Here is a 14,386-nt window from a genome sequence, read left to right as displayed (position 1 = left end):
TAACTATATGGGTAATTGGATTTCGTCTGGTATATCCGCAGAAAGGAGAAAATGGCAAATCAAATCTGGTTTCAGAAATACCTAATAATCAGACCACTGGGAAAAGGCGGTAGTGCAGAAGTCTTTTTGGCTGAGCATATTAAGCTGCATACTCTTAGGGCAATTAAAAGAATTAGTAAAAACCATATACTTCATGGACAACTGCTTCATGAAGCAAATATTTTAAAAAATCTGAAACATCCCTGTATACCGGTTATTTATGATGTAGAGGAGGATAACTCCTATTCCTATATTATAGAGCAGTATATTGAAGGGGAATCTTTATCTGAATTCCGTGAGTCAAAGGGACGGCTTCCGGAACAATCTGTTATAGAGATAGCTGCAGGACTCTGTGATTTATTTTCTTATTTATATTCCTTAAATAATCCCATATTATACTTGGATTTAAAGCCGGACAACCTGATAATTTCAGACGGTGTGGTTAGATTAATTGATTTTGGAGCATCTGTACCAAAAAAGGAAGTACACAAGAGAAGTTTTTCTCTTGGTACAAAAGGCTACGCAGCACCTGAACTATATACGAAAACCACCCCGGATGAAAGGACTGATATTTATGGCATCGGTGCTTTACTCTATTATATTGTAACAGGCTATCCCTATGAACTTGAATTGGGACAGGCTGCAAGAAAAAATCTGGAGCTGCAATGCAGTAAGGCATTAGCAAACTGCATTCAACGCTGCTTACGTGCCAATTCTTCTTTCCGTTATCCTTCTGTTGCAGCTCTAAATAAAAAATTATCAGAACTGAAGCGAAGTAAAGTATCCAGTAAAGAGAAATCCAATGAAACCCTTCATATTGCAGTTGCAGGAACACAACAAAGGATTGGTACTACCCATTTAGCATTTTTACTCACCTCTTACTTATGCGCCCACCATAAGAATGGTTTGTATATCGAAAAAAACAAATCAGGACAGCTTCACAGTCTTTTAAGCAGATACCAGAATAATAAGACAAGACACGGTGTACACCGATTATTCGGATGTAATCTTCTACCGGAAACCAGCCTGGAAAATGCATATAATAAAGAGTTATATCCGTTCACTGTTATGGATTTTGGCTGCCTTACCAAAGAAAACATTACGGATTTTTTAGAGGCAGATCATAAATTAATTGTATCAGGGGGCAAAGAATGGGAGCTTCAATATACGGAAGAAATTTTAAAGCAGATTGAACCGGAAGAGGATATAAGGTTTTTGTTTAATTATCTGAATGGAAAACAGTATGCTTTAGTAGCTGGTGCAATGGGTCAATTTAAAACAAGCCGGATTCCCTATGAACCAGATCCCTTTAAAGGAAAAGGAAATGAGTATGTAATGGACTTTATATCAAACCTGTTATATGGATAAGGTGAAAGGTAATAGAGTCCTGTCACACAAAAATGGAGTCAGAAAGGAATGTCTGGTAGAGTGAAAAGACAGCCAATGCTAATGAAGCGTATTAGAAAAGAATATAAACAGGGGAAGCTGATAATAGGAATAACAGGTACACATCAAAATGTCGGAGTAACCCACTTAGGGCTTATGCTGGCGACCTATTTAAGCGAATGGCTGGGTCATAGAACAGCCTATATAGAAGTTGGGGATAAACAACCATCTTCCTCAGATATTAGTAGTCTTAAATCATATTTTTATGGTGGCGAAGAAGAGTCTATGGAGGAAGATTCCTATACGGTTCACCGTGTGACTTTCTATCCTCAGAAAGACAGTAAAAACCTTGTAGATATAATGAATGACAGATATCAGTGTCTGATTCTGGATTTTGGTTCGGACTGGAAGAATATCAATGAGTTCCTGCGATGTGATATAAAAATAGTAGTCAGTAGTCTGGCAGCATGGAAAAAACACAAGTTTATGAATTTCCTTACTGTCTCAAAAGAGATAAAAACAAGTGACTCATGGATATATGCCATCCCTTTTGCAGCAGAAAAGCAGATAAAAGCTGCCGGAAGAGAATTTGGAAGAAGCATGTATGGTGTTCCCTATGAGCCGGATCCCTTTTTGCTTTCCCAGAATATGATTCATTTTTTTCGAAAATTCATCTAACGTTTTATCCTTCCAGCAATAAGAAACTCCATAAAAACAATTCTAGATGTAAGCCGGCTAAACGTTACTTTATGATAACATATCACAAGACCTTCTTATCCTATTTGTAACTACTAACCTGTTTGTCAGAGCACCAGAATTTTTATAGGCCGGCTAATCATAAGAAACAAGGCTATTAATTTTACTGTGAAGCGAAATGCAACAATTCGTTGTAGTGTTACCGCTAATCAGATTACGGTATGCAATACGTGTAAAATAAAAGACCTGAATATAGTATCCTCAATACTTCATAAGGAGTAAAGATAATAATTTATTGCTGATAGAAAAGGAGTGCCTAAGTCCCAAGGCATTCCTATTTCTTTTTATATTACGTTTTAGGTGTGTAGTAGCACCACACCCCAAGAGGGTTCCTTGTCTTTACAAAGTATAACTTTATTTTGGAACAAGCAGTATTTAGTTCAATCCTAGGAATTGGTGGAAAATTTATAAAAAAGTCGAATTTGATAATGACGATAGTACAATTCAATGCTATAATAAAAAGCATGACTACTTAGGGTGAGTCTGATAACGCTTGTAACAAGTAATAATCAGATACACTAGGTAATGAAAGACAAATGAACATGAGTAGCTTTTTTGTGTGGAGTGAGGCTCTCTAATGTAAGGATAATACAGGAGGATTTGTATGAAAAGACAGGCAAAGCAGGCAGTAATCGGTACTACCATTGCTTTACTAATTATAATAATAGCAGTTGGTGCAGCACTTATCAGTAAATTTACACCAAGCAAGAAGAGTATGGAGCTAACAGATTACTATCAGGTTTCTGAAGAAGAGGCTTTCGTTATTATGCAGGATAGTATCTACGAAAAGAAAGCATTGATTGAGGATTCAACCATATATCTGGATTATGATACTGTTACTGCTATGTTTAATAAGAGGTTTTATTGGGATGCAAAGGAAAATGTATTAAGCTATACAACTCCTTCTGAAATTATCCGAGCAGAGCTTGGCGGTAATTCCTATCTTGTCAATAAAAGCAAGAAAGAAACCAGCTATACGATTGTTAAGGTTAAAAACAGTACTGTATACATAGCCATAGAATTTGTAAAAGAATTTTCTGACTTAGAATATGAACTGTACAAAGAACCGAATCGCTTGGTGATACAGTATGACTGGGGCGACTATCTGTTTACTACTGTTAAAAAAACAACTCAATTAAGATATGAAGATAGTATTAAGAGTGATATTTTAGTAGAATTAGTACCGGGTCAGGTATTAACTTATGTAGATACCAGTGAAGTGGCAAAAAATAATTTCAGCAAAGTTATGACAGAAGACGGTGTCATTGGTTATGTAAGAAATAAACATGTGGCGGAATCCTATTATGAGACTTTAATAAGTGATTTTGAAGCACCGGAGTATACACATATATCAAAAGATAAAAAGATAAATTTGGTGTGGCACCAGGTGACTAACAGAGATGCCAATAATAATTTATTAAATCTTTTGGAAAAAACCAAGGGTGTTAATGTAGTGTCTCCGACGTGGTTTAAGATTACCGATAATGAAGGAAATATATCTTCTTTGGCCGATACGAGTTATGTGGATAGAGCTCATAATTACGGAGTTGAGGTTTGGGGATTAGTGGATGATTTTTCAACCGAGGTAGACATGGGTGAGTTATTATCCTATACTTCCAAAAGAGAAAAGCTTATGAATGAATTAGTAGCAGAGGCTATCAAATATAATTTGGATGGAATTAATATAGATTTTGAGAAAATACCATCCGCAGCAGGATTGTCCTATATTCAATTCATAAGAGAATTATCCGTAAAGTGCCGCAGCAATGGTATTGTTCTTTCCGTTGACAATTATGTACCCACCAGCTATTCTGCTTACTATGACAGGGAAGAACAAGGAATTGTTGCGGATTATGTTATTATTATGGCATATGATGAGCATCATGGCGGTTCAGATGTAAGCGGTCCGGTTTCCTCACTTTCTTTTGTGGAGGGTGCAGTAAAGAATACCCTGGCAATGGTACCAAAAGAAAGAATTATAATGGCCTTACCTTTTTATACCCGACAATGGAAAGAAGTAACGGAGAAAGATGGAGCTGTTACTGTGACTTCAGAAGCATTTGGAATGTCCAGTGCTGAAAGAGTATTAAAGGAGAATGGCGTAGAAGCAGCCTGGGATGAAAATGTGGGTCTTTACTATGGTGAATATAAAAAGGATAATGCCTTATATAGAATCTGGCTGGAAGAAGAAGACTCATTTGAAGAAAAGTTAAAAGTAGTAACACAGGCTGATGTGGCGGGTATTGCGGGCTGGAAGCTAGGACTTGAAAAAGAAAATATCTGGAATATAATTGTGAAATATATAAATTAATGATGGGACTCATAGACAGAATGTTTTATTCATAGAATGTAAAAAATAATAAAGCTGGTAGGCTATGAGCAGCAGGTTACAGAAATTAAATAAAAACTATTTTCATATTTTATTTTTACTAATGGTGTGTCTGTCTGTACTAATACTGACAGACAACACTGTTATTGTTATGCAGCAAACTGGGGAATTTACAACTAATAAGAAAGAGATAACCATGGTAATCGATGCTGGACACGGTGGAAGAGATCCTGGAAAAGTTGGAATTAATGGAGCACAAGAGAAGGACGTTAACCTAAGCATTGCTTTAAAACTTAAGGCGCTTCTGGAGCAAAATGATATTAAGGTTATTATGACAAGGGTAGAAGATATAGGACTTTACGCAGAGAGTGACTCTAATAAAAAGGTTGCGGATATGAGGAAACGCGTTGATATAATCAATAGCAGTCGGGCTGAACTTGCTATTAGCATTCATCAGAACAGCTTTACGCAGGAAAGTATACGGGGAGCTCAAGTCTTTTACTATACCAATTCTGTGGAAGGTAAAAGTTATGCTGAGATAATGCAGGCACAAATGAAAGAAACCCTACAGGACGGCAATAAACGTGTAGCCAAAAGCAATGACAGTTACTATATGCTAAAGAAAGTGGAATGTCCTATTGTAATTATGGAATGTGGCTATTTGTCCAATCGTGATGAAGCGGCTTTACTTATAGATGAAGCTTATCAGGAACGTCTTGCCTGGGCAATCCATCTTGGACTCATGAGGTACATAAATACTTCAGTTTCTTCTGCACAATAGGGTATATCCGGCACCGTCTAAATTTATATGGCATTTATGGGTATTTAGTGCTATAATGTGCATGAATAAAGAATAAATGGAAAACATTCTGTACGCCCAATTACCCTCAACATGCTAAGGAGCAGTTATGAATACAAAGCGAATTAAGATAGATGAAGTGAACATTTCCATAGAGGAATTGGAGGAAGCCTCCCAGATTCTTAAGGCGGGAGGTTTAGTTGCTTTTCCAACGGAAACGGTTTACGGTTTAGGGGCTGATGGCTTGAATGCAGATGCTTCTGGCAAGATATATGCAGCAAAGGGAAGACCATCTGATAATCCTTTGATTCTTCATATAGCGGATTTGGAGGACTTAAAAGAGATAGCAGTAAATATACCAGAGAACGGTCTTAAATTAGCAAAGGCTTTTTGGCCAGGTCCTTTAACCCTGATTTTTGAAAAAAGCGAAAAGGTGCCACTTAGCACTACCGGGGGACTGTCTACAGTGGCAGTCAGAATGCCCTCTCATAAAATAGCTCAGGAATTAATCAAACAATCCGGTGTATATATTGCTGCACCTAGTGCCAATGTATCTGGCAGACCAAGTCCTACGACTGCGGAACATGTACTGGATGATTTGGATGGCATAATAGAAATGGTCATTGACGGAGGGAAGGTTACTATTGGACTTGAATCAACAATCGTTGATGTGACTGCTGACAAACCAATAATATTAAGACCCGGTTATATTACAGAAGACATGCTTTCCCAAGTGGTGGGAGAGGTAGAATATGATAAGGCAGTTCTGGCGCGCAGTATTCAGAACGATTTTATTCCAAAAGCACCAGGAATGAAATACAGGCACTATTCTCCTAAAGGTGAACTAGTGATTTATGAAGGGGATACAAAGCAAGTAATAAAGTCCATAAATCAGGCAGCAGAAGAAAAGATTTTACAAGGTTACAAGGTCGGTATTATTGCTACGGAGGAAACTCGCTCATTCTATCTGAAAGGTACTGTTAAGACCATTGGCACCAGAAGAGATGACAATACCATTGCAAGAGGGTTGTTTGAGGTTTTAAGGGCATTTGATACAGAAGGGTGCGAGTATATATTTACAGAAAGTTTTGACAACAACCAACTGGGACAAGCCATTATGAACCGCTTATTAAAAGCAGCAGGTTATCATATAAAGAAGGTGTAACCTTTCTTACCCTAAAGCTACGGGTGAATTTGATTGGAGGAATTAGATATGATCAAGTATGAAAAAATCATATTTGTATGTACCGGTAATACTTGCAGAAGCCCAATGGCAGAAACCATATATAAAAGTCTTGAAACCAATAGTGACAGACAGGTGACATCCAGAGGACTAGTAGTATTATTTTCAGAGCCATCCAATCCGAAGGCAGACACGGTTTTAAAAAGCCACAACCTGCATTTGGAAGGCCATATATCCAAAGGGCTTAAAAATTCCGATATTGATGAGAATACACTAATTCTAACCATGACGGAAAAGCAAAAGCAGAATGTGATGGATAATTTTATATATACTGATAATGTATATACAATTAAGGAATTCGTGGGGGAAAATGGTGATGTAACCGATCCTTACGGAGGAACGTTAATTGATTATGAGGAATGTTATGTTGAACTAGCAAGACTAGTGAAAAAAACAGTATATAAGCTTAACGAGGAGGAAATAGCATGATAGCGATCGGCAGTGACCATGGCGGATATGAATTAAAACAGGAAATTATAGAGCATTTAAAAAATAGGAAGATAGAATATAAGGATTTTGGTTCTTATACCAAAGAATCCTGTGATTATCCTGTTTATGCAAAAAAAGTAGCTGAATCAATCATTCGTAAAGAATGTGAATTCGGTATATTAATTTGTGGCACAGGGATTGGGATTTCTATTACCGCCAATAAAATGAAGGGTATTAGGGCTGCATTATGCCATGATTGTTTTAGTGCAGAGGCAACCAGATCACATAATGATGCGAACATCCTGGCTATGGGTGCAAGGGTAGTGGGAGCAGGCCATGCGTTAAAAATAGTGGATACCTTTTTAGATACACCTTTTTCAGAAGATGAAAGACACATTAGAAGAATTGCATTAATTGAAGATTAATGTCTTAAGCTATAATTATAGTCAATGAAACAAAGTTATAAAAGGTCAAGGCAGTTGTAAACAGAAGCATCTAAGATATGCTCACTGTTTATAACTGCTTTTTTATTTGAATAAATTACATATTTATGGTTAAAATATAAAATAGAAATATATGTAACCGTAACCACAGGAAAGTGGTTTTTGTCTCAGCACTTAAGCTGTGTAACGTAGGGTAGATACTGTTGATACGTGCGCAGGGCAATTAGCATACCCAAATGGTGAGAATGCTTAGTGGCTGTACGCACAGATGGGAGCCAGGATGGAAATATTAAGTAGTTTATCAAAAGAATTTAAAAAAATCATGATAGAGAAAAAATCAAAAATGACTATTTATGTGCTAGGTGTGTTGTGGATAGCAGTAATCATGCAAATAGCTGTAAATAATTTTTTAATTCCAAAAAGTAATATTCTTGAAGCCTTTATAAGTACAAACACAGAAGTTTCTTCTTTTGAACTTGAAATGGTGGCCGATTATGGTAATAATTATCTTAGTGAAAGTGATAAAAGGGATTTGGTTGTATTTATTGCTGGAAAGATAGGTTTAACTGCGAATAAGGATGTTATTGTCAATAGAAACGGAGAAGACAGCGAAGCCCTCTTACAAAAGATAGGAAAGAACTCGGAAACCTTAATTAAGGTTATAAGCAAAGAACAAGAAAATGAGGAAGGAATACCCGAGCTAAAGCATTATATTATTGTAGACTTAAAACTATATGAAAATCTTGACAGCATTTTGGAATATCATAAATTGCTAGATAAAGTATTTAAGGAGATTAAGACAAATAAGGTGGAAACCACAATGCAATTAAGCAGTAAGTATAAAGGAAGACTAAGTCTTGATAATATGAATACACTGGCAGATAGGATGGTAGATAATCTGCAAGGCAAGATTGCATATGATAATCGATCTGAAAAGTTATTTACTATTTACGCATATACAGGTCTACTAGATGAGTATGTAACATCTATGGGAACAAAAATTAATATCCATGTAGCCATGAACTATGACGAAACAACCGATAGTACAAATGTTTATCTGGGTACTCCGGTAATCAATGGTGGATACTAACAGGAAAAAGAAAGACTATTGAAAAAACAGAGGCTGGTAAAATTAAGATATGACAGCAGAAGTTCCATGACTTTCAACCAGCAGTGTAGGAAGTCATGGAACTTTCTCTATGAATATCTTAATTAGAACAGCCTCTTTTTGTTGGAATTATGAACTAAAACCAGCGTTTTCTTCCTCTGTAACGTCTGCGGCGGTTGAGCATTTCATTGAATAACAAAACTTCAATAAAGTCTCGCATCCAGTTTCGCTGACAGCAGCCAGGTCTATTGTCTCTGCAGCGGCAGTCGTATTGATTGGCTTTTAAATATTTATCATCGTCTTCATTGTTATCTCCACAAGTCGATAAGTGTTCCTTTGTTAGCTCTTCTTCCAGATAACTGCATCTTGCATATATTTTATCTACGATTCGGCCAAGATATACCCTGTCTGGATACTCATCGAACATACAGCTTCCGTCATACTCTAACTTGTCGCATTCATCTTCAACCTCAGAAAGTATTTTTTTGGCAGCCACAGGAAACATCTGTCTCATATAATCCCAATCTTTATCAGCATCTTCGCAGTTGTCATAACCATAAAGAGGCATCATTGGAACTGCATATGGTATGTGATAAGGAGCTACATCTGACATATAAATACCATTTGGGTTATATGCAGGAAAGCCGTTAAAGTCATAATCTTCCCGGCTGCTTCCAGCAGTATGGCTGTGATTCTGGGTTCTTGGCATAGTACTGCCCGGACCAGGGGAGGTATTACCCGGGAATACATTAGGAGGTGTCATAGGAGAAGAAGGCCGCGGAGGTGTTCCAGTGCCATTGCCGGGGAATGTAGTACCGGGAGTTGCCGGTAAAACAGGAGTAGTTGGTCTTGTAGGCATAGTAGTACCGGGAGTCATAGGAGTAGAAGGCCTTGCAGGCATAGTGCCATTGCCTGGCATAGTAGTACCAGGAGTCATAGGAGTAGAAGGCCTTGCAGGCATAGTGCCATTGCCTGGCATAGTAGTACCGGGAGTCATAGGAGTAGAAGGCCTTGCAGGCATAGTGCCATTGCCTGGCATAGTAGTACCGGGAGTCATAGGAGTAGAAGGCCTTGCAGGCATAGTGCCATTGCCTGGCATAGTAGTACCGGGAGTCATAGGAGTAGAAGGCCTTGCAGGCATAGTGCCATTACCAGGCATAGTAGTTCCAGGAGTCATAGGAGTAGAAGGCCTTGCAGGCATAGTGCCATTACCAGGCATAGTAGTTCCAGGAGTCGTTCTGCCAGGTGTACCGGGAGGAGTGGTCCCCGGCATGGCAGGAACATTAGGCATAGGTGTCCCAGGTCTTGAAGGAGTACCAGGAGTTACTGGAGAGGTAGTCCCAGGCTGAGAAGGCATAGTTGGTGTTGTTGTTCTGGGAGTTGTTGTACCAGGAGTGGCAGGTCTTGGCTGCGCTTGATAGTTGGGACTAAAAGGGACTGTTATCCTTGGTGTTGGCTGTGAGCCCGGTGTAGTGGGTAATGTTATTCGCGGAGCAGTTCCGGGAGAAGGAGTAGGTGGTGTCTGAGGTCCAGGAACAGAAGGGGTATTAGGCGTGTTGTTGCCAGGAAGCTGAGAACTGGATGTACCAGGAATCGGCTGGAAGGCAGTTCCCATACTATCTGAGTAATAGGTATTTACGTAAGGGTTATGGAGATGGCCGCCTGATACACCTGAGGGAGTGGAGTAATTGGGAATACCGTCTGCTGAAAGAGAGCTCTGACTTACAGATTTGCCAATGCCTTCCACTTTACTATCTGGCTCCTCAGGAGTGTTATAAGGTGAATATCCGGGTAAGGAATATTTCATTAGATCCTCCTTAAGAATGTCAATATCATTTTATAATCAATATATGCTTTTGAAAAAGAACCGTGATTAAACCAAGGAACTTTTTTAAAAGTGGTAGGAATATTTTAGGGTTTATGATAAAATACATAGTGGAAATGAGACTTATACGAAGAATAGAACCTTAGACAATGAGTGTCTGGGGAGGCATAAGGAAATAGAAAGGCATATTCATGGAAAAGAATATAATTGAGTTAGTAAGCCAAAGCTTAGATATAGATTTTGTAGATATGATACTTAGCAATCCGCCGGCAGGTTTGGCGGTTACCAAGATAAAGGTAAGGCCGGTAATGTTAAAAAATATTCTGCTTTATCAGGTCACAGAATACCGGAACAATCAGGTTTTTCATGAAAATTGTACAAAAGCGGAGTTGACTGACAGGTTAGCGGAATGGATAAATCAGAAATATAAACAGGTACTTTTGCGTACCCGTACGAAACAGATTACTGCCTTAATTAGTAAGAAAGGTAAGGAAACTATAAAAACTAAGCGGCTTTTGGAAGGCAGCTTAGAGCCTGAGTTAAGACATAACCGGGAAAAGAGTTATATTATAAAAGAAGGAACCCCGGTTCCTTTCTTGGTAGACCTAGGAGTTATGACCGGAGATGGCAAGGTTGTAAAGGCGAAATTTGACAAGTTCAAGCAGATTAACAGGTTTTTAGAATTTATTGAAGATGTACTGCCTTCATTAAATACAGAAAGAGAATTGACTATACTTGATTTTGGTTGCGGAAAGTCTTACTTGACCTTTGCAATCTACTATTATCTAAAGATTATAAAAGGGTATCCTATAAGAATTATCGGTCTGGATTTAAAAGAGGAGGTTATTAAAAAGTGCAATAATCTTGCAAGAGAGTATGGGTACGATGAGCTGCAGTTCTTGGTAGGAGATATCGCTGATTATAAGGGCGTAAAAAAGGTGGACATGGTAGTTACACTGCATGCTTGCGATACAGCAACAGATTATGCACTTTATAAGGCGGTATTGTGGGAGGCAGATGTTATATTGTCTGTACCCTGCTGTCAGCATGAATTGAATGGGACTATACAAAACCCTATATTAAATCCGTTATTTAAATATGGGCTGATTAAGGAGAGAATGGCAGCACTTGCCACCGATGCCCTGCGGGGAGAATTGTTAGAGCTAATGGGCTATCGTTCCCAGATTCTTGAATTTATCGATATGGAACATACTCCGAAAAACATATTAATTCGAGCTGTAAAAAGCAGCAGTGATAACGCTGATAAACAAAGGCAATGGCAAGCCTACGATACTTGTAGGAAATTTCTTTGCGCGGAGCCTACTTTATACAAATTATTAAAAGAGCGGTTGGTAAAAGAAGGGGTAACGAAGTGATAATTTTCTATTTGTGCAATACTGCAAGTAAGCTTGTGGTGTGCATGGGTTTTAGAAAGGGCATGGCTATTATATGATGAAATATGTTTATAGAACCCTTATATTATTGTGTATCTTTGCAGGGTCTTTGTATTATTTCGGTAAGGATATACAGGAAGAGGTTTCAGATATTGAAATTAGAACCGTGGAGATGGGGGAGACCACCTTTCCCCTAATAACAATTAGGCTAAAGGATTATGAGATAAATCAGCTTCATGGTTACAGCACAAATCTTAATGCTAATATTGTCAGAGAAAATATTACCCCATTAGACAGCAGTCAAAGCTTTGATGTAGTCATAAATGAAAAGGGTAACAATGTTAAGAGGGTAATCTATGAGTTGAGGGCTTTAGCAGATAACAAACTTATCGAAACCAATACGATTAATGCTTTAGAAAAAGAAGAAGAGTATAAGACGGCACGTATTAAGCTTTCGGAAGCACTTTCACCTGATACAGAATATGCTGTTAAGATAACCTTAGTAACCAGTGAAAGCCAGAAGATGAATTATTATACCAGAATTAAAAGAGTAGACAATTCTTATTATAAAGAAAAACTGAATTTTATCATGAATTTTCATACCTCAATTCTTGATAAAAAAAAGGCTGAGGAGATTAAGACATTTCTGGAACCAAAGGCTGGATCAGATAATACATCACTCGCTTATGTAGATATTCATTCTAGTTTTGATTTAGTCAGTTGGGGCAATTTAGAGCCTAAGGTGGTAGGACCGATTGTACCAGATGTTGAAGAAATCAATACAGATACAGCATCCGTAGTGCTTAGATATATGGTATCCGGAGAAACTGAGTCCGGAACAGAATACTATTATGTAAGTGAGTTCTATAGGGTGCGTTATACAGATACCAGAATGTATCTATTAAATTATGACAGGAAGATAGAATCGGTTTTTGATATTAATCTGACCAGTTTGGCAAAGAGCCAATTTAAAATTGGTATAACAAATCAAAGCGACATGAAGTTATTTACGAGCACTGAAAATAATAAATTGTCTTTTGTCAGAGAACGTGAGCTTTGGTATTATAATCTTTTAGAGAACAAAGCTGTTAGGGTGTTTTCCTTCCGCCAGGAGAATACGGACTATGTCAGAGATATATACCCAGAGCACGATGTGCAAATACTGAATATGGATGATGACGGCAACATTGACTTCATGGTCTATGGCTATATGAACCGGGGCGTTTATGAAGGCCGGGTTGGCATTGTGTTTTATAAATATTATAGTAGTGATAACCGTATCGAAGAACTGGTGTATCTTCCTATGAATATACCATATGAGGTGTTAAAGGAGGAGCTTGATTCTTTTAGTTATAAAAACAAACTGAATGTCTTTTATTTTACCATAAATCATAAAATCTATTCTTATAACTTGACAACTAAAGCGGCAGAAGTGATTGCTTCTGACATAACCGGTGATAATTTTGTCGTGAGTATGAAAGAACACTTTTTAGCCTGGGAGAACAGCAGTAATCAGGCAGAGGCAACAGAGATTAATATACTTGATTTGGAAACACAGTCAATGGAAAAAATTACTGCACTGACTGGTGAATGTATAAACCTCTTAGGGAAAATAGATGATAATATTATCTATGGATTTGCTAAAGTTTCAGATGTTACTACTGCCTTGGATGGAAGTCAGTTAATACCTATGTATAAAATTGAAATAGCAGATAAAAACAACACAGTGTTAAAGGAATACCGTAAGAATAAATATTATGTAACAGACACTATGATTGCGGATAATGTAATAACTTTAAAAAGAGTGAAAAAAGCAGGTTCTGATTTTACCCAGGCAGAAGAGGATTTTATACTGAATCGTGTTATAACTTCCACCAGTCCCTTTAGTCTTACTACCAGAGTTACAGATAAAATGTTAACAGAATACTATATTACCTTACCCTCAGGATTTGAAATGAGTAAAGTACCTGCCACAGAGACAACTGTCAATACAGTAATTAAAGAAGATACTACGCTCCGTCTCGAGGAATCAAAAAGGCAGACCGAACCTTATACCGTATATGCTAGAGGAGGTATTGAAGGAATCTATGAAGAAGCTGGAGAGGCAATTGTGCGGGCTTATAATAGGATTGGTATTGTTGTTGATAATAAGCAGCGGATAATTTGGGAAAGAGCCGTTAGAAGCACTTTAAAGGAAATTAGAGGTATCACACCAATATATACATCCCATGGAAGTGACAGTGTGACAGCAAGCGTTACTATGCTTTTACAGTACAGGTCTGGTTCATCAGAAACTAAAGTGAAAAAAGGTACTGTTTATGAAATGCTGAGAGAAGGCCTGAAAGATTCCGTCCTAAACCTGACTGGTTGTACTTTAGAGCAGGTGCTATATTATGTAAATAAAAATCACCCTGTTATTGCCATGAAAAATGGAAAAGATGCTGTGTTAATTATTGGCTATGATGCGTATAATATAACTGTTATCGATCCGTCTATAAATCGGACGATGAAGATTGGTTTAAAGGACGGTACTTCACTGTTTGAAGGAGCCGGAAACATATTTTTCAGTTATATGCAATAGTGGGCTTTTAAAACACTAGCAATTTAAAATAAAAATTCCAAAGAGAAAGGATGA

11 protein-coding genes are annotated in these 14,386 nt (G+C 37.7%); 10 read left to right on the top strand and 1 reads right to left on the bottom strand.

The genetic code is table 11. From position 1 onward, the window contains the following. Positions 1 to 51: 51 nt before the first annotated feature. From acsn021_RS21535 to acsn021_RS21500, 8 genes are all read left to right on the top strand, one after another. A complete protein-coding gene (locus acsn021_RS21535) occupies positions 52 to 1,407 on the top strand; it encodes a serine/threonine protein kinase (protein ID WP_184092098.1) in 1,356 nt (451 codons plus the stop codon). Between the two features lie 48 nt (positions 1,408 to 1,455). Further along, complete coding sequence (locus acsn021_RS21530) at positions 1,456 to 2,103, top strand: hypothetical protein (RefSeq protein ID WP_184092097.1); 648 nt, start codon at positions 1,456 to 1,458, stop codon at positions 2,101 to 2,103. Positions 2,104 to 2,785: 682 nt separating this feature from the next. Continuing rightward, a complete protein-coding gene (locus acsn021_RS21525) occupies positions 2,786 to 4,492 on the top strand; it encodes a glycosyl hydrolase family 18 protein (protein ID WP_184092095.1) in 1,707 nt (568 codons plus the stop codon). 64 nt (positions 4,493 to 4,556) lie between these two features. After that, positions 4,557 to 5,291 (top strand): N-acetylmuramoyl-L-alanine amidase, encoded by a 735-nt coding sequence (locus acsn021_RS21520; protein WP_184092093.1) that lies wholly within the window; start codon positions 4,557 to 4,559, stop codon positions 5,289 to 5,291. Positions 5,292 to 5,418: 127 nt separating this feature from the next. Then, the gene (locus acsn021_RS21515) at positions 5,419 to 6,474 is read left to right on the top strand and encodes an L-threonylcarbamoyladenylate synthase (protein ID WP_184092091.1); all 1,056 of its coding nucleotides are present in this window, start codon (positions 5,419 to 5,421) and stop codon (positions 6,472 to 6,474) included. Between the two features lie 48 nt (positions 6,475 to 6,522). Further along, complete coding sequence (locus acsn021_RS21510; RefSeq protein ID WP_184092089.1) at positions 6,523 to 6,981, top strand: low molecular weight protein arginine phosphatase; 459 nt, start codon at positions 6,523 to 6,525, stop codon at positions 6,979 to 6,981. Further along, positions 6,978 to 7,406 (top strand): ribose 5-phosphate isomerase B, encoded by a 429-nt coding sequence (rpiB, locus tag acsn021_RS21505; RefSeq protein ID WP_184092087.1) that lies wholly within the window; start codon positions 6,978 to 6,980, stop codon positions 7,404 to 7,406. The genes acsn021_RS21510 and rpiB overlap by 4 nt, the downstream gene beginning before the upstream one ends. 298 nt (positions 7,407 to 7,704) lie before the next feature. Then, on the top strand, positions 7,705 to 8,514 hold the full coding sequence (locus acsn021_RS21500) for a YwmB family TATA-box binding protein (protein ID WP_184092085.1): 810 nt from the start codon (positions 7,705 to 7,707) through the stop codon (positions 8,512 to 8,514). Between the two features lie 154 nt (positions 8,515 to 8,668). On the opposite strand, the gene acsn021_RS23035 is transcribed toward acsn021_RS21500, so the two are convergent. Next, entirely contained in the window at positions 8,669 to 10,339 is a 1,671-nt protein-coding gene (locus acsn021_RS23035; protein ID WP_185264933.1) for a hypothetical protein, read from the bottom strand. Positions 10,340 to 10,548: 209 nt separating this feature from the next. On the opposite strand from acsn021_RS23035, the gene acsn021_RS21490 reads away from it, so the two are divergent. Beyond that, positions 10,549 to 11,733, top strand: a complete 1,185-nt coding sequence (locus acsn021_RS21490; RefSeq protein WP_184092081.1) for a methyltransferase — start codon at positions 10,549 to 10,551, stop codon at positions 11,731 to 11,733. Between the two features lie 73 nt (positions 11,734 to 11,806). Then, entirely contained in the window at positions 11,807 to 14,332 is a 2,526-nt protein-coding gene (locus tag acsn021_RS21485) for a hypothetical protein (RefSeq protein WP_184092079.1), read from the top strand. Positions 14,333 to 14,386 lie beyond the last annotated feature (54 nt).

Origin of the sequence: Anaerocolumna cellulosilytica (assembly GCF_014218335.1) — a bacterium.
Taxonomy (GTDB): Bacteria; Bacillota; Clostridia; order Lachnospirales; family Lachnospiraceae; genus Anaerocolumna; species Anaerocolumna cellulosilytica.
This window is presented reverse-complemented; position numbering and strand designations above follow the sequence as displayed.